21 protein-coding genes are annotated in these 22,398 nt (G+C 39.4%); 10 read left to right on the top strand and 11 right to left on the bottom strand.

Translation table 11 applies throughout. The annotated features are described in order from the left end of the window. Positions 1-21 precede the first annotated feature (21 nt). Genes SC428_RS07030 through SC428_RS07020 form a run of 3 tightly spaced genes read right to left on the bottom strand, consistent with a single transcriptional unit; the run spans position 22 to position 4,073 of the window. Positions 22-1,524, bottom strand: a complete 1,503-nt coding sequence (locus SC428_RS07030; protein ID WP_070924841.1) for a sugar ABC transporter ATP-binding protein — start codon at positions 1,522-1,524, stop codon at positions 22-24. Then, on the bottom strand, positions 1,521-3,032 hold the full coding sequence (xylB, locus tag SC428_RS07025) for a xylulokinase (protein ID WP_070924840.1): 1,512 nt from the start codon (positions 3,030-3,032) through the stop codon (positions 1,521-1,523). The genes SC428_RS07030 and xylB overlap by 4 nt, the downstream gene beginning before the upstream one ends. 3 nt (positions 3,033-3,035) lie before the next feature. Continuing rightward, positions 3,036-4,073 carry an NAD(P)-dependent alcohol dehydrogenase gene (locus SC428_RS07020; protein WP_070924839.1) on the bottom strand — a complete coding sequence of 346 codons (1,038 nt, stop codon included), beginning with the start codon at positions 4,071-4,073 and terminating at the stop codon, positions 3,036-3,038. 212 nt (positions 4,074-4,285) lie between these two features. Here SC428_RS07020 and SC428_RS07015 point away from each other — a divergent pair, with 212 nt between their 5' ends. The 3 genes from SC428_RS07015 (at position 4,286) to SC428_RS07005 (ending at position 6,907) form a co-directional block, all read left to right on the top strand. Then, positions 4,286-4,834, top strand: a complete 549-nt coding sequence (locus SC428_RS07015) for a D-lyxose/D-mannose family sugar isomerase (protein ID WP_318706579.1) — start codon at positions 4,286-4,288, stop codon at positions 4,832-4,834. Between the two features lie 80 nt (positions 4,835-4,914). Continuing rightward, positions 4,915-5,943: a LacI family DNA-binding transcriptional regulator gene (locus SC428_RS07010; protein ID WP_318706577.1), complete on the top strand. Its 1,029-nt coding sequence runs from the start codon at positions 4,915-4,917 to the stop codon at positions 5,941-5,943. Positions 5,944-6,370: 427 nt separating this feature from the next. Further along, positions 6,371-6,907, top strand: coding sequence for a GNAT family N-acetyltransferase (locus tag SC428_RS07005; RefSeq protein WP_318706575.1), 537 nt, complete (start codon positions 6,371-6,373; stop codon positions 6,905-6,907). 46 nt (positions 6,908-6,953) lie between these two features. Here SC428_RS07005 and SC428_RS07000 read toward each other — a convergent pair whose 3' ends face one another. Beyond that, positions 6,954-7,394 (bottom strand): PACE efflux transporter, encoded by a 441-nt coding sequence (locus SC428_RS07000; protein WP_318706573.1) that lies wholly within the window; start codon positions 7,392-7,394, stop codon positions 6,954-6,956. A gap of 97 nt (positions 7,395-7,491) precedes the next feature. On the opposite strand from SC428_RS07000, the gene SC428_RS06995 reads away from it, so the two are divergent. The 6 genes from SC428_RS06995 (at position 7,492) to SC428_RS06970 (ending at position 14,567) form a co-directional block, all read left to right on the top strand. Beyond that, a complete protein-coding gene (locus SC428_RS06995; RefSeq protein ID WP_140182607.1) occupies positions 7,492-8,382 on the top strand; it encodes a LysR family transcriptional regulator in 891 nt (296 codons plus the stop codon). Between the two features lie 29 nt (positions 8,383-8,411). Then, positions 8,412-8,735 carry a YnfA family protein gene (locus tag SC428_RS06990; protein WP_272580877.1) on the top strand — a complete coding sequence of 108 codons (324 nt, stop codon included), beginning with the start codon at positions 8,412-8,414 and terminating at the stop codon, positions 8,733-8,735. Between the two features lie 554 nt (positions 8,736-9,289). Continuing rightward, on the top strand, positions 9,290-12,337 hold the full coding sequence (fdnG, locus tag SC428_RS06985) for a formate dehydrogenase-N subunit alpha (RefSeq protein WP_318706569.1): 3,048 nt from the start codon (positions 9,290-9,292) through the stop codon (positions 12,335-12,337). A gap of 12 nt (positions 12,338-12,349) precedes the next feature. Then, positions 12,350-13,231 (top strand): formate dehydrogenase subunit beta, encoded by an 882-nt coding sequence (gene fdxH, locus SC428_RS06980; RefSeq protein WP_070924832.1) that lies wholly within the window; start codon positions 12,350-12,352, stop codon positions 13,229-13,231. Further along, complete coding sequence (fdnI, locus tag SC428_RS06975) at positions 13,224-13,883, top strand: formate dehydrogenase-N subunit gamma (protein ID WP_070924831.1); 660 nt, start codon at positions 13,224-13,226, stop codon at positions 13,881-13,883. Before fdxH ends, fdnI begins: the two co-directional genes overlap by 8 nt. A gap of 225 nt (positions 13,884-14,108) precedes the next feature. After that, positions 14,109-14,567: a YbaK/EbsC family protein gene (locus tag SC428_RS06970; RefSeq protein ID WP_070924830.1), complete on the top strand. Its 459-nt coding sequence runs from the start codon at positions 14,109-14,111 to the stop codon at positions 14,565-14,567. A 69-nt stretch (positions 14,568-14,636) separates the two neighbouring features. On the opposite strand, the gene SC428_RS06965 is transcribed toward SC428_RS06970, so the two are convergent. Beyond that, positions 14,637-15,191, bottom strand: coding sequence for a GNAT family N-acetyltransferase (locus tag SC428_RS06965; RefSeq protein ID WP_180355078.1), 555 nt, complete (start codon positions 15,189-15,191; stop codon positions 14,637-14,639). A gap of 8 nt (positions 15,192-15,199) precedes the next feature. Further along, positions 15,200-15,643, bottom strand: coding sequence for a GNAT family N-acetyltransferase (locus SC428_RS06960; RefSeq protein ID WP_070924829.1), 444 nt, complete (start codon positions 15,641-15,643; stop codon positions 15,200-15,202). Positions 15,644-15,927: 284 nt separating this feature from the next. Here SC428_RS06960 and agp point away from each other — a divergent pair, with 284 nt between their 5' ends. Then, positions 15,928-17,181: a bifunctional glucose-1-phosphatase/inositol phosphatase gene (gene agp / locus SC428_RS06955; RefSeq protein ID WP_070924828.1), complete on the top strand. Its 1,254-nt coding sequence runs from the start codon at positions 15,928-15,930 to the stop codon at positions 17,179-17,181. A 457-nt stretch (positions 17,182-17,638) separates the two neighbouring features. Here the strand turns inward: agp and SC428_RS06950 are convergent, their stop codons facing one another. The 5 genes from SC428_RS06950 to SC428_RS06930 form a co-directional block, all read right to left on the bottom strand. Further along, positions 17,639-18,076, bottom strand: a complete 438-nt coding sequence (locus SC428_RS06950; RefSeq protein WP_070924827.1) for a universal stress protein — start codon at positions 18,074-18,076, stop codon at positions 17,639-17,641. 182 nt (positions 18,077-18,258) lie between these two features. Then, positions 18,259-18,825, bottom strand: coding sequence for a tetratricopeptide repeat protein (locus tag SC428_RS06945; protein ID WP_070924826.1), 567 nt, complete (start codon positions 18,823-18,825; stop codon positions 18,259-18,261). A 526-nt stretch (positions 18,826-19,351) separates the two neighbouring features. Next, positions 19,352-19,837, bottom strand: a complete 486-nt coding sequence (locus tag SC428_RS06940; RefSeq protein ID WP_140182595.1) for an AmiS/UreI family transporter — start codon at positions 19,835-19,837, stop codon at positions 19,352-19,354. A gap of 3 nt (positions 19,838-19,840) precedes the next feature. After that, positions 19,841-20,863 carry an AAA family ATPase gene (locus tag SC428_RS06935; protein WP_070924825.1) on the bottom strand — a complete coding sequence of 341 codons (1,023 nt, stop codon included), beginning with the start codon at positions 20,861-20,863 and terminating at the stop codon, positions 19,841-19,843. A 77-nt stretch (positions 20,864-20,940) separates the two neighbouring features. After that, entirely contained in the window at positions 20,941-21,987 is a 1,047-nt protein-coding gene (locus tag SC428_RS06930) for an aliphatic amidase (protein ID WP_140182591.1), read from the bottom strand. Positions 21,988-22,398: the final 411 nt, after the last annotated feature.

The raw sequence follows: 22,398 nt of genomic DNA, 5'->3' as shown, positions 1-22,398 counted from the left end.
AGTAAAAACGATGTCGATAAATTAAACAGCAAGCTTCATTAATTCTGTTTGGGTGGCTTCAGCTGCGGATAGCTCACCGGCAAGTTCACCGTTACGGAAAACAATTATTCGGTCGCTCATGCCAATTATTTCGGATAGCTCGGAAGAAACCATGATGATCCCTTTACCTTTCAAGGCAAATTCAGACATAAAGCGATAAATTTCTTTTTTGGCTCCGACATCAATGCCTCGTGTCGGTTCATCCAATAACATCACTTCAGGATCAAGCAACGCCCAGCGACCAAGGACGACTTTCTGCTGATTTCCGCCACTGAGATTTCCTGCAAGCTGTTCAGCATCAGGAGTTTTAATATTAAACAGTTCGATCATATCGATGGAGCGAGCTTGCTCTTTCTTTTCGTTGATAAAACTGGCTTTGCTGATGGCTGAAAATGAAGCGATATTAATATTTTCACTAATCGAACGACCTAACATGAGTCCTGTTTCTTTGCGGTCTTCCGTCACATAAGCAATACCGGCTTTGATAGCATCTTGAGGTGAATGTTTGCCTAATTGAGTATCATTGATTTTTATGGTTCCAGTCGTGGCATGTTCAATACCAAAAATGAGATCAAGGAACTCACTGCGACCAGAGCCAACCAGACCATAAATACCTAATATCTCGCCTTTTTTAAGGGTTAGATTGATCTGTTTTATTTTATCCAGCCAACTCACTTGTTCGACAGTTAACAGCGTTTCATTGGTTGGTTGATTAAATTTGGCGAACTCATCCTTAAACTCACCGCCAATAATGTGCTCAATGAGTTGTTCACGCGTGATATCAGCAATGGCACCTTCAGTAATAAAAGTCCCATCACGGAAAATGGAAAAAGTATCAGCGATTTGAAATATTTCAGATAAGCGATGAGAGACGTAGATGATCCCTTTACCTTTTTGCGCTAAATGCGTGATCACATCGAAAATCTTTTGTGCATCTTCTTCACCAATGGCAGACGTTGGCTCGTCCATAATAATAATATCTGCATCAGCATGAGAAAGTGCTTTAGCAATTTCCACCAATTGTTGCTCGGCAACGCTGAGATTACGGACTTTCTCTGTCGGTGATAAATCAAAATGTAAATCGGCCATTAAATCAGCGGTGAGTTGATTCATCTTTTTAAAATCAACAAACCCTAATTTTTTAGGCTCACGACCTAACCAAATATTTTCAGCAATAGTCAGATCAGGGATAGAACTAAGCTCTTGTTGAACGATGGCTATACCAGCATTGAGCGCATCTTTAGGCTGTTGAAAATGGCAATGTTGGCCTTTAACAATGATGTCACCTGAATCAGGCTGAATGAACCCCATTAGGATACTTAAAAAGGTTGATTTACCTGCGCCATTACCACCACATAATGCGTGAATAGAGCCTTTTTTAAGACTAAATTGTGCATTTTTGAGAGCGACAACTGGCCCAAATGATTTTTTAACCCCTGTAATATGAAGAAGTTCATCTGCCTGAATGTCCACTGAGTTTGTCATATGGCCACCTCTGGATATTCAGTTTGTAGTAAGGAAAGATAATCTTGGTACAGTGCCTCGTAGCATGAAACATGAGTATGATCAGGTTTGACTAATGTGCTTTCATCAAGATGAACAAATCGTTGGCAAATTTGTGCTAGCAATTCTGTTTTATCATCTTGTTCCGTTAGCGTGTCACACCAGATGGCTTGTATTGCAGCGCCAAGTGCAGCGGCTTCACTGTTAGTGACACAAATAACCGGAGAATTCATGATATTGGCAACAATTTGACGCCATTTGGCACTTTTGGCTCCACCACCAGTTAAGCGAATTTCATTGGCTTGGATGCCTTGCTTACGGAATAAATCAATACCAAAACGTAAGCCATAAGTGGCACTTTCAACCACTGCAAGGCTGAGGTTATGTGCATTTAAATTATTACTATCAATATTATGGATACTGGCTTTCGCTTGAGGGAGTTGAGGAACACGTTCACCATTAAAAAATGGCAGCATTTTCAATCCATTGGCACCGGGAGCGGTTTGTTCTAACGCATGATTAAAGCCATTCAGATCCAGATTCAAAAAGTTTTGAATCGTCGTCGTCGCTGAGGTGACATTCATCGTGCAAATCAACGGTAACCAACCATTGGTTGATGAGCAGAAGCCTGCAATCATTTCAGAATCAGCAATAATTGGCGTATCTGAATAAGTAAATAATGTCCCTGATGTGCCTAAACTCATGGTGATAATACCGGGCTTTATATTCCCCGTGCCAATAGCCGCCATCATATTGTCACCGCCACCTGAAGCGACTTTGGTTTGATGAGAAATGCCAAGTCTATCCGCAATATCAGGTAATACCGTACCAATACAGGTTTCTGCCGTGACTAATCGCGGTAGTGCGTGTTGTAAGCGACCTGAATCATCAACTAAATTGATGGTATGTAAATCCCATTCACGAGAACGAATGTTTAATAGGCCAGTGCCAGATGCATCACCATATTCAGCAACACGTACACCTGTTAACCAAAAGTTAAGGTAATCATGTGGTAACAGTACGGTATCTAGCTGCTCCCACAATTCAGGGTGGTGCGTTTTTAACCATAAAATTTTAGAAATGGTGTAACCCGTTTGAGGCATTAGCCCCAGCTGAGCGAGAGCACCTTGTGTTCCCCCTAACGCATCAATAATCATTTGATTTTCTACGGCTGTTTCTGTGTCACACCACAATTTCACTGGCGCAATAACGTGTCCTTGTTGATCAAGCGGCACAAAACCGTGTTGTTGGCCTGATACTGAAATCGCGGCAATCTGCTTACCATCGATTTCAGCATTATTGATGGCTTGGCAAAATGCACTTTCTAAGGCATCCGTCCACCAAGAAGCATGCTGTTCACGGCGCCCAGATGCTTCACTAATCAGCGGGTGTGACGCAAAGCCTTCGCCCAAAATTTGTGCGCTTTCGCTATCAACGATAACGACTTTGGTACTTTGTGTACCGCAATCGATCCCAGCATACAGTGTCATTGATTACTCCATTTCCAGCACAATTTTAATATCGGTTGGGCGGCCTTCAGCAGCACGCTCATAGGCTTCAACGCTATCTTTAAATTTATAGGTTGCTGATAAGAGTGGTTTTACATTCAGTTTGCCTGAACTGAGCAAGCGAATAGTGCGAGGGTACATGTTTGCGTAGCGGAAAATGGTTTTAAAGGTGATTTCTTTCGCTTGTGCGGAAACGATATCCAGTGGTGCTGGGTCAATTGGCATACCGACTAAAACAGCAATAGCACCGGGAGCCATATGTTCCGTGATATTGGCAATAACGGCTTTAGCACCACTGCACTCGAACAGTACATTAACACCATTGCCTTCGGTTAATTCACTGACTTTATCTGCGATGGCTTGTGTATCTTTACTGTTGATCGCGTGTAGTCCTGGGTATTGTTTGGCAACTTCTAATTTCTTATCAAACAAATCACAGATAATGACATCAGAGCAGCCGCCTGCCAGCGCAGACAATGCCGTGATAATGCCAATGGTTCCTGCACCAATCACTAAGGCAATATCACCCGGTTTGATCTCGGCTTTAGTTGCAGCTTGCATACCAATAGCCAGAGGTTCCACCATCGCACCTTCTGCAAAACTGACGTTTTCAGGTAACTTAAAGGTGAATGCAGCAGGGTGGATAACACTTTCCCGTAAGCAGCCATCAACGGGTGGTGTTGCCCAAAAACGTACCGCAGGATCTAAGTTATAGAGACCCGCGCGAGACTGTGTGGATTGTAGATTTGGGATCCCCGGTTCCATACACACGCGATCGCCAACTTTTAAATGCGAGACATTTTTACCGACGGCAGTAATGACCCCAGAGGCTTCATGACCGAGGATCATGGGTTTTTCGACCACGAATGGGCCGATACGACCATGTTGGTAGTAGTGAACATCGCTACCACAAATTCCAACAGTATGAATTTTAATTTCGACATCATCCTCTCCAAGGATTTCAGGACTTTGCCAATCTTGAATAGAAATTTTTCCTGCTTTTTCGAGTACTAATGCTTTCATGATCACCTCTAGCTCATTTTTATGGTATCGATATCATTTTAATGATGCGGATATTAGATCGAATTTTATTATTTTTATGTGATGTAGGTTATAGTTTCATTAAATGAGTAGCTTTTTTGTAACGATAAGCGGAAAAATGGGCTGGTTGATCACATTTTTTGTAATTTGAATACCGTTATAATGTTATCGGTATCATTAAGGAGAGTCGCAGCATGAATAAAGATAATTACCGCCAACAAGTGATAAACTTTTTACAACAGGCACACATAACTATCACTGAAGAAGAAAAAGCGCGGATTGAAATTGCCAGTTTTGGTTTACCTGATTATCCACGTTCTGGGTTGCAGTTGCTAACTTATTGTAATAACGAACGTTATTGTGCGAAAGAGCTGGTGCTATTTCCTAATCAAGTCTGTCCTGAGCATCGACACCCTCCTTTTGATGATTCAATAGGTAAGCAAGAAACGTTTCGTTGTCGTTGGGGGGAAGTATATCTTTTTGTCGATGACCCAACACTCAAATTAAATCAAAATGATTCAGGTGAACCTATTTGTACTAAGCCTGAAGGGGATGAACAATGGTATCAATGTGATCGCTTTATTTTATTAAAAGCAGGTGATCAATATACGATAAAACCCAATACATTACATTGGTTTAAGGCCGGCAGTATGGGAGCGGTTGTTTCTGAGTTTTCCAGCGAGAGTCGTGACGAATTAGATATTTTTACTGATCCTCGCGTGCGGCGCTTGGAAGGCGTTTGAGTTATTGAACGGATTTTGCATGACTGAAACGATTAAATGATACTATAATGGTATAAAATGATACTTAGTTTAATGAGGAGATGAAATTGGCCGATCATAAGTCACAGAAGGTGACACTCGAAAATGTCGCGGCACTTGCAAATGTTAGTAAAATTACTGCATCCCGTGCTTTTTCACAGCCAGACAAAGTTCATCCCGAAACCTTAAAAAGGATTTTAGAAGCAGCAGATAAAATAGGCTATGTGGTAAACACTGTGGCACGCAGCCTACGTGCTAAATCATCAAAGACTATCGGTATCGTTACCCCTGATATGGGAAATCCATTTTTTGGTGGATTAGCGAAATTGATGACGCAAGAAGCTTATCATGTAGGTTATGACACGTTGGTTTTTGATTCTTATGAATCAAAAGAAAATGAAGCACGTATCATTGAAAAACTGATCGGGTATAACGTGGATGCCATTATTTTGTCTGTTGTTTCATCTGATCGCTTTTATAAGCCTGCTTATTTTAGGCAACTAGAATTATTAAATATCCCAGTTATTTTAGTGGATAGGGAAGTGGACATTAAGCAATGTAGCGGCGTTTATATTGATAATTTAGATTGTGGTTTGCAAGCAGGGCGCTTTTTGCAATCGCAAGGCGCAAAAAAAGTCGTGATCGTTTCAGGTCCTGAAGATTCGAATGTTGCTAGAGACCGAGTAACAGGTTTAAATGCAGCATTGCAAAGCAGTGTCGATAAAGTTGATATTTTATATGCCGACTTCCTGATGGACGAAGCCTATAAGGTAACAGATAATTATCTGCAACATCATAAAGCCCCCGATTATTTTGTTGGTTGTAATAACCAAATCTCTTTAGGGATTATCAAGGCTTGTATAAAGCATCAAATTTCACTACGTGATGATGTGGCTTTATTTAGCATTGATGAAGTGTCTTATTCATCAATATATGGTTTTAATTTCCCTTGTATTTCTCACGACTTACAAGAAATTGCTTGGCAAGTGATCAATATGGCGGTGAGAAGAGCATCTGATGATACGGCTAAGCCTGCTAAAGTGATTGTGCGTGGGAAATTGACAGCAATATCACCAGAACGTGCTTTATAAAGAGTACAGTTTTTAACTTATACTCTAAATAATTCAAGTTGCGGGTAGGCGACAAGCGAAGATAGTCGCGGAGTATAGATAGACTATGTGACTCGGCTAGCTGAGTGTTGTCACTTATACCTTAACAAAAGCCCTGCAACTTGCAGGATGACGAATATAACTTTTTATTCAGTGTCATCGTTTATATTAACCTTAAATACGCTTATCGCTTTCAGAGAATGGGGCGATTGAGGTTAATATGAACCCATTGCCCATCGAATAACTCGCTGAAATTAAATATTTCGGGTAAATGTGCGTCCATGGTAAGGCGATATTAATCAACGCTGGCCAATTCACTGTAGAGATTATCAAGGCATTTCTTTTTCATTGACGATAAGTGAAAACTTTTATAATCACTGTCTTTCTCTCCACTCTTCATAGGTAAATTATGACTATAAAATACCGTTTTTTGCATACCTCTCAATTAACACCCAGTGAAAAAGAAATGCTATTTAGTTTGCTAGTAGAAGGCTTTGATAATGATTTTAGCGACGATGACTTTCAACATACATTAGGTGGTATGCATGTTATTGCCTATGACCAACAAAAAATGATTGGTCATGTTGCTATTATACAGAGAAATATGGCCATAAATAATGAACCCATTTCAGTGGGTTACGTTGAAGCGATGGTGGTTGAGCAAACTTATCGTCGCCAAGGAATTGGTACTCATTTGATGCAACACACCAACGAGATCATTAGTTCATGTTACCAGCTAGGGTTGTTATCAGCTTCAGAAGAAGGGCAGCAACTTTATTCTTCTGTGGGTTGGAAGGTGTGGAAAGGCAGCTTATTTGAGCTAAAACAGAGACAATATATGCGCTCCATTGAAGAAGAGGGCGGTGTGATGGGGTGGTCAGCGAATGAGAGTATTGATTTCACCGCTTCATTGTATTGCGATTTCCGCGGCGGAGACCAGTGGTAAATTAGGTCATAGCCATCCTTATTCGGATGGCTATTGAATTGGCCTATTAATGGCTATGCTCTTGTTGTGGCAAAGCTGATGTAGGGAGCCCAAATATTTTGTCGAATGCCCAGTTAAAAAAGAAAGTATAAATAGGAATAAAAATAATTAGCGCAAAATCGAGTATGAGTGCTTGTAGCAAGCTAATTGATAGCCACCATGCAATTAAAGGGATCAAAAAGATCACTAAAGTTAATTGAAATAAAATCGCATGAATAAATCGACGGCGAAATGTTCGAATTCTTGATTTTTGTTTAGATTCCCAATATTCAAAAGCAACATTGAAAATAAAATTCCAACTAACGGCAATGGTAGTAATCACCAAAGCCAAGGGGCCTGTAGTACCCGCTGAATTCCCCGAAAGAAATGCCAGTGCTAATGATGAAATAACCCAGCCAATGACTTCATAGGCGGTAATAAAAACCACTTTACGTTTGATACCTTGCATTTTATATCCATTATTCTGTGCTGTGAGAGCTGGTAAGTTAAGTCAATATTGGTGATAATAAAAGTTAACTACTGTCAGAATTATTGAAAGGTTAGCGATGCCATTTAATAGTGAAAATTTAAGTATATTTTTAACGGTCATAGAAAAAGGTTCATTTTCAGCAGCAGCACGATCGCTGCATAAAGTGCCTTCAGCGGTAAGTATGGCTATTGCTAATTTAGAAGCGGAGTTAGGTTTTTTACTATTTGAAAGGCATACACGTGAGCCAAAACCCACGGAGAAAGCGCTCGCTTTAGTGCCTTACGCTCGCAATATTGTGGATAATTTGTGGCAGTTAAATATTTTTTCTCGTGAATTAACTGAAGGTGTTGAAAGCACATTAACCATTGGTGTTGCCGAAGGGATAAACCCAAATATGCTGTTTGAAGCGCTAAAAATAATTAGCCAGCGCTACCCTTTAATGCATGTGGAGTTAATCACTGCGGCACAAGATGATATTTTCCCCCTGCTGCATGAGCACAAAATTCAATTAGCGATGGCGTTTGGTGGGTTATCGGTGAATTCACAGGAGCAGTTTTATTGTATTGGTTATGAGTCTTTAGTTGCAACTATTAGTGCCGATCACCCATCAATTGCTCACAAAACAGGCTTGTTTATCGAAGATTTAGTGCAAACACGGCAAATTGTGATCAGCAGTTTTCAGCGTCAATTAAGTGACATTCGGTCGGTGGTAGCAACAAATTTTTGGCGGGTGGGAAGCTTTACTATGGCTCTAGGTTTAGTGAAAGCAGGTATGGGGTGGGGAAATTTACCCATTTCTTTAATCAAAGATCAACTTCAGTCTGGTGCGCTAAAACAGCTGGAGTTTAAAAATACCCCAAATGGTTTGGAACTTCCCATTCATATTACCTGTTTAAAAGGTCAGGTATTAAAACGGGGCGCACAGGAATTGATTGAGTTATTAAAAACCAATAATTCGGCAAGATAAAACACAGTAATTTGATAGAGGATAAATTTATGTCATTAAAGATTATTGGTTTATTTTTCTTAACTGCATTGGCTGAAATAGCGGGATGTTATTTCCCTTACTTATGGATGAAAAAGCAGGGAGGAATATGGTTATTATTACCCGCTGCATTATGTTTAATCATATTTGTTTGGTTGCTAACATTGCACCCAGAGGCAAGCGGCCGTATTTATGCAACTTATGGTGGAATTTATATCGCAACGGCATTGATATGGCTACGTGTTGTTGATGGCGTATCATTAACCACAACCGATTGGCTCGGTGCCATCGTGGTATTTATTGGCGCAGGTATTATTATTAGTGGTTGGAAGTAGCTAACACTATGAATTTATAATTTTTTATGGTGGTAGGGATTGTTTGCGGCTGACGACATACTTATATATGCACAGTACTATAAATGTTTATCGCTCAGCCTTATCTCAAATTATTTAGCATACGTATAAAATATAATTATAATATTATTATTTCTTTTTAGTTAAGCTTAGGAATGATTATTTATAAATTAAGCTAAATTCTATTTTTTGATTTTAATTCCTATTTTGTTTTTTATAAATTTATGGTGGATTGATCTGCATCAATAATGAGAAATATTACCTAGTTGGTGGTATTTTAAAAAGAAAATTAACTACTCAAATAATATTAATTTACTATTTATTTTCACATTCATTGATTTTAGGCAATATATTATTATCATGCGCTGATATTCTGCGACCGATTTATACTCGTTATACTTCTAATTGCAGGGTTGTTGACAACGCTCCGCTAGGTGGGTTTCATTATTTATTTTATTTCCCATCTATCTTTGCTTGTCGCTTATCTGCACCTCGAATTATTTAGAGTATATAAAACAAATATAAAGAGGGAAGCAATGAACGTCAGTCGCAGAAAGTTTTTTAAAATCTGTGCCGGCGGGATGGCAGGTACTACTGTAGCTGCGTTAGGTTTTATGCCTGCAACGGCAATGGCCAATGTACGTGAATATAAATTACTTCGGTCTAAAGAGACTCGTAATACTTGTACTTACTGTTCTGTAGGATGTGGATTATTAATTTATAGCATGGGCGATGGTGCCATGAATGCTAAATCGGCTATCTTCCATGTTGAAGGTGATCCTGATCACCCAGTCAACCGAGGTGCACTGTGTCCGAAAGGCGCTGGTTTACTTGACTATATCCATAGTGAAAACCGCTTACGCTATCCTGAATATCGCGCACCGGGCTCTGATAAATGGCAGCGTATCAGTTGGGATGACGCATTTACTCGCATCGCTAGATTGATGAAAGATGACCGCGATGCCAACTTTATTGAAACAAACGATCAAGGAACCACGGTCAATCGTTGGCTCTCCACAGGGATGCTGTGTGCATCAGCGGCGAGCAATGAAACCGGTATGCTAACCCAGAAATTTGCCAGATCACTGGGGATGCTGGCAGTTGATAACCAAGCGCGTGTCTGACACGGACCAACGGTAGCAAGTCTTGCTCCAACATTTGGTCGCGGTGCGATGACCAACCACTGGGTTGATATTAAAAATGCCGATGTGATTATTGTCATGGGCGGAAACGCTGCGGAAGCACACCCTGTTGGGTTCCGCTGGGCGATAGAAGCGAAAAACAATAATGATGCAACCTTAATTGTGATCGATCCACGCTTTACGCGCACGGCATCAGTTGCAGATCATTATGTCCCTATTCGTTCTGGTACTGACATCACCTTCTTGTCAGGCGTTTTGCTGTACCTGATTGAAAACAACAAAATCAATGCCGAGTATGTTCAACACTATACTAACGCAGCATTGTTGGTTAGGGATGATTTCAGCTTTGATGATGGTTTATTTAGTGGTTATAACGCAGAAAAACGCGCTTATGATAAAACGACTTGGAACTATCAATTTGATGAAAACGGTTATGCATTACGTGATGATAGCTTGCAACATCCTCGCTGTGTTTGGAACTTACTCAAACAACACGTTTCGCGTTATACACCTGAAATTGTAGAGCAAATCTGTGGTACGCCAAAAGATGACTTTTTAAATGTCTGTGAGATTTTGGCATCAACCAGTACAGCAGATAGAACGACCACTTTCTTGTATGCATTAGGCTGGACGCAACATACTGTTGGTGCTCAAAACATCCGTACTATGGCAATGATCCAATTATTGTTAGGTAATATGGGCATGGCGGGCGGAGGCGTTAACGCATTACGTGGTCACTCAAATATTCAAGGTTTAACCGATTTAGGTCTGTTATCCACCAGCTTGCCGGGTTATTTAACCTTGCCTTCTGAAAAATTGACTTCTGTCGACAGCTATTTGGCAGCAAACACACCGAAAGCGACGTTACCTAATCAAGTTAACTATTGGAGCAATTATCCAAAATTCTTTGTCAGCTTGATGAAGTCTTTCTACGGTGATGCGGCTCAAAAAGATAACCAATGGGGTTATGACTGGTTACCTAAGTGGGATCAGGCTTATGACGTGATGAAGTACTTTGACATGATGAGTAAAGATCAAGTCAATGGCTATATTTGTCAAGGATTTAACCCAGTTGCTTCATTCCCTGATAAAAACAAAGTTGTCAGTTGTTTAAGTAAACTGAAATACCTAGTGGTTGTTGATCCGTTGGTAACCGAGACCGCAAACTTCTGGCAAAACCACGGTGAAATGAATGATGTAGATCCAGCTGCTATTCAAACTGAAGTTTTCCGTTTGCCATCGACGTGTTTTGCTGAAGAAGATGGTTCGATCGCTAACTCAGGCCGTTGGTTACAGTGGCACTGGCAAGCCGCGGATGCACCCGGTGAAGCACGTAATGATGGGCAAATACTCACAGGTATTTTATACAAAATTCGTGAGCTGTATGAGCAAGAGGGGGGCAAAGGCCGTGATCCATTAATGCAAATGCGTTGGAACTACAAACGCCAATTCCACCCTGAATCAGAAGAAGTCGCGAAAGAGAACAATGGTGTTGCATTGGTCGATTTGTATGATGCTGATGGCAACTTGCAAGCCAAAAAAGGTGAATTACTCAGTTCATTTGCGCTATTACGCGATGACGGCTCTACGGCTTCGTCTTGCTGGATCTATACCGGCAGTTGGACAGAAAAAGGCAACCAGATGGCAAATCGTGATAACAGCGATCCATCAGGCATCGGTAATACATTAGGTTGGGCATGGGCATGGCCGCTAAACCGACGTGTCATTTATAACCGTGCATCTTGTGATACTCAAGGTAGACCGTGGGATAAAAAACGCACCTTAATTGAATGGAATGGTAAAAAATGGGTCGGTAATGATATTCCTGATTTTAATACCTCTGCGCCTGAAGTAGGGACAGCGCCATTTATTATGCAGCCAGAAGGTCTAGGGCGTTTATTTGCGATTGATAAAATGGCAGAAGGGCCGTTCCCTGAGCACTATGAGCCTTTTGAAACACCACTGGGCACCAATCCATTACATCCTAATGTGATTTCAAACCCAGCGGCACGGATTTTTGAGGAGGACAAACAACGCCTTGGAAATCACGAGCAGTTCCCTTATGTCGGCACCACCTATCGCTTAACTGAGCATTTCCATACATGGACTAAGCACGCGCGTTTAAATGCGATTGTGCAACCTGAACAATTTGTGGAAATCAGTGAGACGTTAGCGAAGGCAAAAGGAATAGCCAACGGTGACAAAGTTAAAGTGAGCAGCAAACGAGGCTTTATCAAAGCAGTTGCCGTGGTGACTCAACGACTACAAACCTTGATGGTCGATGGTAAACCGATTGAAACGGTTGGCTTACCGATCCACTGGGGCTTTGAAGGTGCAACACAAAAAGGTTTTATTACCAATACGTTAACACCATCAGTCGGCGACGCAAACTCTCAAACACCTGAGTATAAAGCGTTTTTAGTTAATATCGAGAAGGCGTAAGGGAGGGAACAAATGCAATCTCAAGACATTATTAAACGTTCCGCGACCAACAGTATTACGCCTCCGCCACAGGTGCGTGATGACAAGTTTGAAGTTGCAAAACTGATTGATGTGACATCCTGTATTGGCTGCAAAGCCTGTCAGGTTGCTTGTTCAGAGTGGAACGATATTCGTGATGAAGTAGGTCATTGTGTTGGGGTTTATGATAACCCAATGGATTTGAGTGCCAAATCATGGACCGTGATGCGATTTAGTGAAACCACTGAAAACGGTAAGCTCGAATGGCTGATCCGCAAAGATGGCTGTATGCATTGTAGTGATCCTGGATGCTTAAAAGCCTGTCCTTCCGCGGGTGCCATTATTCAGTACGCCAATGGGATTGTGGATTTCCAATCTGAACATTGTATTGGCTGTGGCTACTGCATTGCGGGTTGTCCATTTAATATTCCACGGCTGAATCCGAAAGATAATCGAGTGTATAAATGCACCTTATGTGTGGATAGAGTCGCGGTAGGGCAAGAGCCTGCGTGTGTGAAAACTTGCCCAACAGGCGCCATTCATTTTGGTACTAAGCAAGAGATGTTGGAGTATGCAGATGAACGCGTCACTAAGCTTCAGAAGCGAGGCTTTAGTAATGCGGGGATCTACGATCCACAAGGCGTTGGCGGCACACACGTTATGTACGTGTTACAACATGCGGACAACCCTCAGCTCTATCATGGATTACCAAAAGATCCTCAAATAGATACACCGATTAACCTTTGGAAAGGGGTTCTCAAGCCACTTTCAGTGGTAGGCTTTATTGCCACTTTTGCCGGTCTAATTTTCCACTATGTAGGAATTGGGCCAAATAAAGAAGTGGATGATGAAGAGGAGAAAGACGATCATGAGTAAAAAGAGCAAAATGATTGTTCGGACAAAATTCATTGACCGTGCATGTCACTGGACAGTGGTCATCAGCTTCTTTTTAGTGGCTTTGTCAGGGATAGCGTTATTCTTCCCGACATTACAATGGTTGACTGAAACCTTTGGTACACCGCAAATGGGGCGTATTCTTCATCCATTTTTTGGTGTGCTGATCTTTGTTGTGCTGATGTTTATGTTTTTTCGTTTTGTTAAACATAATATTCCAGACAAGCAAGATCTACCTTGGATTAAAAACATTGTTGAAGTGTTAAAAGGCAATGAACACCATGTGGCTGATGTGGGGAAATACAACGCAGGGCAAAAAATGATGTTTTGGAGCATCATGAGCATGATTTTTGTTCTGTTGGCGACAGGGATCATTATCTGGCGTCCTTATTTTGCCCATCTATTCCCTATGTGGTTAGTGCGTTGGAGTTTATTGATCCATGCTGCTGCTGCAATTATTTTAATCCATGCGATATTGATCCATATGTATATGGCATTTTGGGTAAAAGGCTCTATTAACGGCATGATCGAAGGAAAAGTGAGTCGCCGTTGGGCGAAAAAACACCACCCGCGTTGGTACCGTGAAGTTGAAGCCAAAGAAGCCAAAGCTGAAACGCAAAAGAATAAATCTTAGTAATTAAACTGAGAGGTATAAAGCCATTGCTGTCAAATTGAAGTGACCCCGTAAAGTTGGACACTTTTAGTTAAGCGGCTTGTAAGGCCTGATTTCGATATTCAATCGGAGTCAGGCCTTTTAATTTGATGATTTGGTGCTATTTGAAATTTTTTCAATACAAAAAAGACGGGAGGTAAGCTAAAACTAATAGTTACTTGCAAATCATAATGAAAGAGCATCACGATGAGTATTGAATCCGTTAGAAAATTTATTGCCGAACATGCCCCTGATATTGAAATTCTTGAAACAGATGGTGTGACTGCAACAGTTGAACAGGCGGCGATTGTCCATAATGTTGAACCAAATCAAATCGCGAAAACCTTATCCTTAAAAGTCAAAAATGAGGTTGTGCTGGTGGTTTGCGCTGGGGAAGCAAGGCTAGATAATCAAAAAGTTAAGCAAGCTCTCGGGGCTAAAGCAAGGATGCTAAGAGCGGATGAAGTCGTTGAGTTGACGAGTCATCCAGTAGGTGGGGTTTGCCCTTTTGGGCTACCAGAAGCATTACCTGTATATTGCGATGTATCGTTACAACAATATAGCGAAGTATTGCCGGCAGCTGGCTCAGTGAATAGTGCGTTGCGGATTTCACCACAGCGTATATTAGAACTCACCAAAGGAGTTTGGATTGATATCTGCCAATAAGGTTATCTAAAATGGCTTTAATTTGAATGACCATCGACTACCAAAGATAAATACCTTTAGGGAGCTACATTAGCTCTCTATTTCAGGATTCTGTAGCCGATATAACACATGTTCACTCAGCCAATGACCTTCCGGAAGTGCTGGGTGATTAAAATGTTCTGCGTCTTTATGCATCCCCAATTTTTTCATCACAGCCTCTGAAGGGGTATTGGACACAGCAGTAAAAGCGACTAATTCTTTCAGTTTTAGCTGTTCAAAGGCAAATTTGATCACAACTTGAGCGGCTTCGGTGGTATAGCCTTGACGCCAATATTCGGCGCGCAATCGCCAGCCAATTTCAGTACAAGGTGAGAAAGGAAACAGATATCTAGGAATATTTAGCCCAACAAATCCAATTAATTCACCCGTTAATTTTAATTCAACAGCCCATAAACCCCATCCACCTTGCGAATCGAACCTTGCCATTATTTGTGACATTAGGTGATCGCTTTGCGCTTTATCTAATACAGAAGGGAAATAGCGCATCACCTCTGTAGAGCTGTTCATTTTAAAAAAAGCAGGCTTGTCTTGTTCTGTCCAGCCCCGTAATCGCAGGCGAGGTGTTTCTAATTCAATAATTGACATGGTGCTCCTCATTTTATTGATGGATTTAGTCTTAGATGTAGGATTGGAAAAGGATTACCCTCACCGTCTTTTTCAGAGCGAGCGAATTGTTTAAACCCCATATATTGATAGAAACCAACTGCTTGAGGGTTTTGTTCATTCACATCAACTTCAGTGATACCTAGTTCTTTAATGGCGAAATTCAGTAATTGTTTACCTGTTCCTTTGCCGCGATTAGCCTGAGATATAAATAACATTTCAAGCTTATTGCCATCAACACCTAAAAAGCCATCGATGCGATTATTATTGAGAGCAACATAGACTGTAAGATGTGGCAAATATTGTTCAAGGATAGCGACTTTTAATTGTTGTAGTATTTTTTCAGGCAAGAAGTCGTGTGTTGCTCTGACTGATGATTCCCAAACATCAATAATTTCATGATACTGAGAGGGTATTGCGGGTAAGATTTTCACGTAATTTTATTCTTTTGTTAATCAAAAAAGCATCTTAAAGCGTCTCTAATTAATGTCAATAGCAGGCTTACTTCGTAACAATAACCTCATTTATAAATAGGCGTATTAGATGTTAATTCATTGATAAGTCTATTTTTGAGATATTAATCGCAGAAAAAAAAGTCAGTTACTTCATGATAAGAGGATGACATATTTATCACTGTATCGACTCTATTGGTTATTTTTCTCAGAGAGTTGCTGATATTGAATAACTGTAAAAATATTAAAATGGTAGGGGTATCTCGATGAAATATAAGGTTTTAACATTTTGTTTATCCGCCGCATTATCAGCACCGATAGCACCCGTTCTGGCAAGTACAGATAATGCTGAAAATATGCAACTCGAACAAGTCTTATTATTAAGTCGTCATAATTTACGGACACCAATTGTTAATACAGGTATTTTGACTGAAGTCACAGATAAAAAGTGGCCTGCTTGGGATGCGCAAAGTGGCTATTTAACGACTAAAGGCGGTGCACTTGAAGTGTATATGGGACACTATTTCAGAGAGTGGATTGATCAAAATAAACTTGTCTCTGATGAACTTTGCCCAACAGATAATGAAGATCTGTTTGTTTATACTAATAGTTTGCAAAGAACGATTGCCACCGCTCAATTCTTTACCGCAGGTGCATTTCCGGGCTGTGCAGTAAAAATTCATCATCAACCTGAAATAGGTAAGATGGATCCTGTATTTAACCCAATTATTACTAATGATAGCCCTGAATTTAAGCAAAAAGCACTTGCTGCAATGGCTGAGCATTTAAAAGGACTTGATCTTAAACCGGGTTATGATGAGTTAGATACTGTTCTCAATATTAAAGATTCACAGAAATGTAAGGCTGATAAGTTATGTGAGCTCTCATCACAGGATAACAGTTTTATTATTGAAGCGGATAAAGAGCCAGGGGTAGTGGGCTCACTTAAAATTGCGAACTCTGCTGTTGATGCCATTGATTTACAGTACTATGAAGGTTTTCCAGCGGATCAAGTGGCTTGGGGACTTGTTAATAGCGCTGATAAGTGGAAGAAGCTTAATACGTTAAAAAATGGCTATCAGGAAACGTTATTTACGCCAAAATTAATTGCTAAGAATGTCGCTCACCCTTTATTAAATTATATCAATAAAGGTTTTACTTCCGCGAGTAAAGGTGAAACAGCTAAGTTTATTATGTTAGTAGGCCATGATTCGAATATTGCATCGTTATTATCGGCTATGGATTTCAAACCTTATCAATTAGCGGAACAATATGAACACACACCAATTGGCGGTAAATTAGTGTTCCAACGTTGGCATGATAAGAGTGATAAAAAAGATTATGTTAAGGTGGAATATGTGTATCAAACCGCAGATCAGCTAAGAAATAATAGCTATCTCTCATTAGAGACACCGCCAAAACACGTCACTTTAGAAATGAAAAATTGCCCAATCGATAAAAATGGTTATTGTTCTTGGGAAGATTTCCAAAAGGTGATGAAGTCCGCGCTAGAGCAATAAGTGGTTTTAAATGTAGTTGTTAGCCCGCCTGAGTGATTGGCGGGCTTTTCATTGTTAGTATACAGGGAGGCACATAGACAACTTGAGGTAGTATGATGGGAACTTCAGGAAAAAAGTACCTAAAAGTCAGAAAAAACCCTGCTAGATAGCAGGGCGTGAAAGCCACGAAAATGTTTATGAGTCTCTAATCTAACCTATAATCTTATGTAATAGTCTTATAAATTGTGTGTATTTATTATCTCTCGATTTGTTCGTTTTAAGATGATCGTAAAAAGTTAAATGACTGATAATTCCGCTAAAGAGACTATTTTTAGCTATGCCGCTGACTGTTTAAGTTGCAGTATCTTTCGTAAAGTCATAGATAGCATATTTACTCATGCTCCATAACATATTGATGTACGCTCTAATCATTGCATTAACTTATTGCTTAGCTGCATATGAAATTATATGTAGAGGATTAACGGATCACTAAAACCGATGTTTTGGCATAACGTACGACTGAAGCCGCATTTGAGCCCAGTAGATAGGTCGACATACTTGGATGGCGAGAGCCAATTAAGATGATGTCGGCGTTAATTTCTTCTGCGATAGCTAAAATTTCATCTTTAACTGAACCGACTGAAGAGGTCACGTGAATTTTATCTGCGGGAAGTGAGAAGCGTTTTACTTTCTCTTTTAACTCGTTAAGGATGATCTCAGCTTGTTTTTCATCATCAGGGAAGTCGCCTGGTAGTATGGTGCCACCGTAACGTAGATAGTTTGAAATGGGGGCTGTAACGGCAAGAAAATGAACGTTTGCATTGTTTAATTTTTGGATGGCTTCAACGTGAGGGATAACGAGGTCCGTCAAGGCATCTTCGGTTACATCAATCGGAACTAAAATAGTTTTGTACATACATCCTCCTTTTTATCTTTTATTTTATAAGTTTAGATCATTTTATTGTATATTGAAATTAATCATTAATATTTTCAATATAATGAGTGTTTATAAAAAGTAAAAAAGAAACGGATTATGAGGGGAGAATGGAACAGATATAACCACCGTGATCATGGTAATCACGGTGGTCATCATCACAATTATTTTTTACAAGCTTCCTTTAGGCCACCTTTGCAGGCTTTGTCGAGGTATTCGGCCGCTGATTTATCACTTAACTCAGTGCCTTCACCGTTTTCATACATTTTACCTACTTGATATTGCGCTGGTGGATATTTTTTATCTGCTGATTTTTTAAACCAATCGAATGCCACAATGTAGTTTTGTTTAACACCAATACCTTGGTAATAGATCTGTCCCATATAGTTTTGAGCCTCAGCATTACCTTGTGTTGCGGATTTTTCAAACCATTGGATAGCCGTTTCGATATTGGGCTCAACACCATGGCCATTCAAGTACATATCACCTAAAAATAGCTGCGCATCTGAGTTTCCTTTATTTGATGCCATAGTTAGCCATTTTTTGGCTTTAGGGTAGTCTTGCTTTACTTCATTACCAAGATAATAACCAATACCCAACATAACTTGGGCTTTGATATCCCCTTTTTGCGCTTCTTTTTCAATCAATTTAAGGGTTTCGTTTGATACGGCCGCAAAGCTTGAATGAATAGAAAGGATAAAAAATAGAATTAATGAGTAAATTTTATACATAGCAATATTAAAATCTTATTGAGTCCATCGATTAGCCGGTTAGTTTTATTGTTACATACGCTTGGTATTGGTATTTTTACTTAAACTCATCACGTTTCAATTTACAGCTCTTTTGATAAGGTATAGCGACTATGTGCATTCACATGGTCTCTTATCGTTCCTAGCGGCTTATTTACTTATTGCCTAGCTGCCAATATGAATTATTTAGAGCATTGCTCTGTACACTTTTAACGGATGATGACTACACCTTAAATAACTTATTAAATATATTAATATCATGTTTTAACAAGCATAGCGATGTTAACAGTAGCTAATATACCGAGTAACAACCTTATTTTGTTGTAAATACTCTACGACTACAGAGATAGAATATCAATGTGTTTTAAGCTTTTTTATATAATGTCGTTAGACTTAGTTATCTATTGTAACAATACACTATAAAAGTGTTTTTTTATTGTGAAAAACATATGAAATATCTACTAATTTAAAGTGTATATAGCTTGGATTTTTAAGTGACATATTGTTATTACCAATTATTGGTCACCATCATCAACCCTGGAATAGTACAAGTAGCAATACCTATTATTAGGGTTAAATTTCCTAAGTATCTGATTTTTTTATTAAGTGAAAAGACGCAGAAAAATAAAAACCAAAGTACAGCCCATAGCAGCCATAATGTAACCATTCTAAGATCTGAATTGGTATAATAAGCATAAAATAAAGCATTAAAGAAAACAAATAAGCAATACCAACCAAATAATTTTCCCGATAACGAACAGATTTTTACTAAGCTGAGAAAAATATAGGTGAACGTAAATAACATAGATTGTGCAATGGCCACATAGTCAGCACTTTCTTTGGCATTTAGCATTAATACAATATTTCCAATGAGGCAGAAAAAGCCAATAATGCCATTAAAAATCCCCGTTTCTTTATCATCATATCCTTTGATTATCGAGATACCATTTACAATTAAAACACTACCGATAAAAATGAGTAATATACCGCCCATATATCACCTCTTGAGGGTCAATTGGTTATCATTTACGGTAAACTCGATGTATTCACTATGTTTTCCCTTCAAGATTATGTTGGCGACTAAAGGCTCTATATGCACTTTAAACACTCGCTTTATATCTCGGACACCATAACGACGATCACACATTGAATTTATTTTTAATTTTGCTGCATTATCTAATACGACGGTCATAAAAGACCGAGCGATCCTTTTATTGAGCTTTGATAATTCTAAGTCGATAATTTTGATTGCCTGCTCGGAATCAATTTTCTTAAAACTGATTTTCCGGTCAATACGATTAATAAATTCAGGCTCAAAGCGCTGTTCAAGCTGCTTAAGCATTTTTTGTTGTTGAGACTTTGAGTTAAAAAGTTCAAATAATGTTCGTTTCTCGTTCAGAATATCTTTTGAGCCTAAATTAGACGTCATAATAATAATCGCATTTCTGAAATTAATATTTTTTTGCCCATTAGCGAGACTCAGTTCACCAGTATCAAGAATGTTGAGCAACGTTCTAATCACTTCTTTGCTCGCTTTCTCTATTTCATCAAACAGAACGACACTAGGGGTACTATAACTTCCAGCTATCTTATCGCTATCAAATAAAGAATAGGATTCTTTACTGCCTGAATAGCCTGGTGGAGCACCGGATAGGGATGCGGCATAATGATCTTGGGACAAGGTATTCATGTTAATACGGCAAGATAGATTTTTGCCATTATTGAGCGCTTTTGCTAAAGCAATAACGGTTTCTGTTTTACCTACACCTGTTGGCCCCAAAAATAGCAAGGTGCTAAGTGGTCTCTCCGGATCAAATATATTGGCTTTAATGCAATACAACACATCTTTCAATTGTTTTAATACATCATCTTGCCCAATAATCTGTTTCTCTATCGATTGGATAACGTTATCAGGATCAAAAGTAAAGCGGAATCCCTTTAAGTCATGTTGTGACGGCTGGGTGTCGCTATTTTTTTGAGAGGGATGATTTGATGCCAACATGTCATTGATAAAAGGCATAGTTTATTCCTAAATAACAGCGATATTAGTAGTCACTCTTTAATATATGAAGAGTGACTACTTTTCATTAATTCGTGTTAACCAACATCTTTGGTTTTATTTCCGTTGGTAGGCAAATCATAAACTTGGCATTCTGAAACTCCAACAGTATCACGTGTGATGGTTTCCACTTGCTCTCGCGTTTTTTCTGCATCTAATACCCAGCTGCGATAAAATTCAAATGGACATTCAGCTAACCCTTTATCACCATCACCTGAATTATAAATACCTGTATAGCCACGATGTAAAATCTTAAAGAGATGATTTTGTGATTGGTCATATTTGCGTGCATCACGAATTTCAGTCACAGAAAGTTGAGCATATTGAATACCCATCTCTTCTTCACCACATTCGCCAAGCGTTCGACCATCAAAGCCAATGATTGCAGAGTGTCCAAAGTAGGTATATACGCCATCAAATCCTGTTCCATTCGCGACAGCAACATAACAGTTATTTGCCCACGCCATGGTTTTTGCCATCAAAATTTGTTGTTCTTTAGCGGGATACATATAACCTTGGCAGCGAACGATCAGTTCAGCGCCTTTCATTGCGCAGTCGCGCCATATTTCAGGATAGTTGCCATCATCACAGATAATTAAGCTAATTTTTAACCCTTTTGGCCCCTCTGAAACATAGGTTTTGTCACCGGGGTACCAGCCTTCAACAGGACACCACGGGATGATTTTGCGGTATTTTTGAACAATATTGCCGTTGTCATCAATTAAAATCAGTGTGTTATAAGGTGCTTTTAAAGGATGATCTTCATGCTGCTCTCCTGTAATTGAAAAGACTCCCCAAACTTTGTTGGCTTTACAGGCAGCAGAGAATATTTGTGTTTCATCTCCAGGAACAGTAGCCGCTGTTTCCATCATTTCTTCATGGTCATACATGATCCCTTGGGTGCTATATTCTGGAAAAATAATCAGGTCGAGGCCCGGTAAACCTGTTTTTACGCCAGCAATGACATCTGATATTTTTTGCGCATTTTCAATGACGTCTTTACGACTATGTAAGCGAGGAATTTTATAGTTCACTACAGCAACACCGACGGAAGTAGGGCTACTCGATATATCACCATGTCTCATAATGTTTCCTTAATATACTCGTTATACTTCAAGGTGCAGCGAATGCTAAGGAACTGCGGCTACATTTTTCACTGATTAAAGTGTGATTAGTGCTCCAATTACTCACTGCCTTGTGACTTAGCTACGCCATGAGCCAGTTAAAAATAGCGTGTTTAGTAATCGTTTAAAGACTAAGTAAATATAGCTAGTTGAGAAGGTGGGGGTGAACGTAATGTATTATTATGTGATTCTGATCACTATAGAATGATATTGTTGGTAACTATTTGATTATATTGCTAAATATTTTACTTTTTAAGTTTAAACCATATTTAAATTGGTGGTAAATAAGAAAAAAGCCAGCATTAAGTATTCTAATTATGATGGTTTTATTTTGATTTGTTCTATGCTGTCACAAAGAGGTAATAAATAATC

Source organism: Providencia sp. 2023EL-00965, assembly GCF_033550225.1.
Taxonomy (GTDB): domain Bacteria; phylum Pseudomonadota; class Gammaproteobacteria; order Enterobacterales; family Enterobacteriaceae; genus Providencia; species Providencia manganoxydans.
Note: the sequence above shows the minus strand (reverse complement) of the source record. Positions and strands in the feature narration are given on the sequence as shown.

Excerpts from the sequence above, each read along its gene's own strand:
- SC428_RS06990 (WP_272580877.1), top strand. The coding sequence starts at position 8,412 with ATGTCATTAAAGATTATTGGTTTATTTTTCTTAACTGCATTGGCTGAA.
- SC428_RS07015 (WP_318706579.1), top strand. The coding sequence starts at position 4,286 with ATGAATAAAGATAATTACCGCCAACAAGTGATAAACTTTTTACAACAG.
- SC428_RS06940 (WP_140182595.1), bottom strand. The coding sequence starts at position 19,837 with ATGGGCGGTATATTACTCATTTTTATCGGTAGTGTTTTAATTGTAAAT.
- SC428_RS07005 (WP_318706575.1), top strand. The coding sequence starts at position 6,371 with ATGACTATAAAATACCGTTTTTTGCATACCTCTCAATTAACACCCAGT.
- SC428_RS06945 (WP_070924826.1), bottom strand. The coding sequence starts at position 18,825 with ATGTATAAAATTTACTCATTAATTCTATTTTTTATCCTTTCTATTCAT.
- agp (WP_070924828.1), top strand. The coding sequence starts at position 15,928 with ATGAAATATAAGGTTTTAACATTTTGTTTATCCGCCGCATTATCAGCA.
- SC428_RS06935 (WP_070924825.1), bottom strand. The coding sequence starts at position 20,863 with ATGCCTTTTATCAATGACATGTTGGCATCAAATCATCCCTCTCAAAAA.
- SC428_RS06930 (WP_140182591.1), bottom strand. The coding sequence starts at position 21,987 with ATGAGACATGGTGATATATCGAGTAGCCCTACTTCCGTCGGTGTTGCT.
- SC428_RS06965 (WP_180355078.1), bottom strand. The coding sequence starts at position 15,191 with ATGTCAATTATTGAATTAGAAACACCTCGCCTGCGATTACGGGGCTGG.
- SC428_RS06970 (WP_070924830.1), top strand. The coding sequence starts at position 14,109 with ATGAGTATTGAATCCGTTAGAAAATTTATTGCCGAACATGCCCCTGAT.
- SC428_RS07000 (WP_318706573.1), bottom strand. The coding sequence starts at position 7,394 with ATGCAAGGTATCAAACGTAAAGTGGTTTTTATTACCGCCTATGAAGTC.
- SC428_RS07010 (WP_318706577.1), top strand. The coding sequence starts at position 4,915 with ATGAAATTGGCCGATCATAAGTCACAGAAGGTGACACTCGAAAATGTC.
- SC428_RS07030 (WP_070924841.1), bottom strand. The coding sequence starts at position 1,524 with ATGACAAACTCAGTGGACATTCAGGCAGATGAACTTCTTCATATTACA.
- xylB (WP_070924840.1), bottom strand. The coding sequence starts at position 3,032 with ATGACACTGTATGCTGGGATCGATTGCGGTACACAAAGTACCAAAGTC.
- SC428_RS06995 (WP_140182607.1), top strand. The coding sequence starts at position 7,492 with ATGCCATTTAATAGTGAAAATTTAAGTATATTTTTAACGGTCATAGAA.
- fdnI (WP_070924831.1), top strand. The coding sequence starts at position 13,224 with ATGAGTAAAAAGAGCAAAATGATTGTTCGGACAAAATTCATTGACCGT.
- SC428_RS06950 (WP_070924827.1), bottom strand. The coding sequence starts at position 18,076 with ATGTACAAAACTATTTTAGTTCCGATTGATGTAACCGAAGATGCCTTG.
- SC428_RS07020 (WP_070924839.1), bottom strand. The coding sequence starts at position 4,073 with ATGAAAGCATTAGTACTCGAAAAAGCAGGAAAAATTTCTATTCAAGAT.
- fdxH (WP_070924832.1), top strand. The coding sequence starts at position 12,350 with ATGCAATCTCAAGACATTATTAAACGTTCCGCGACCAACAGTATTACG.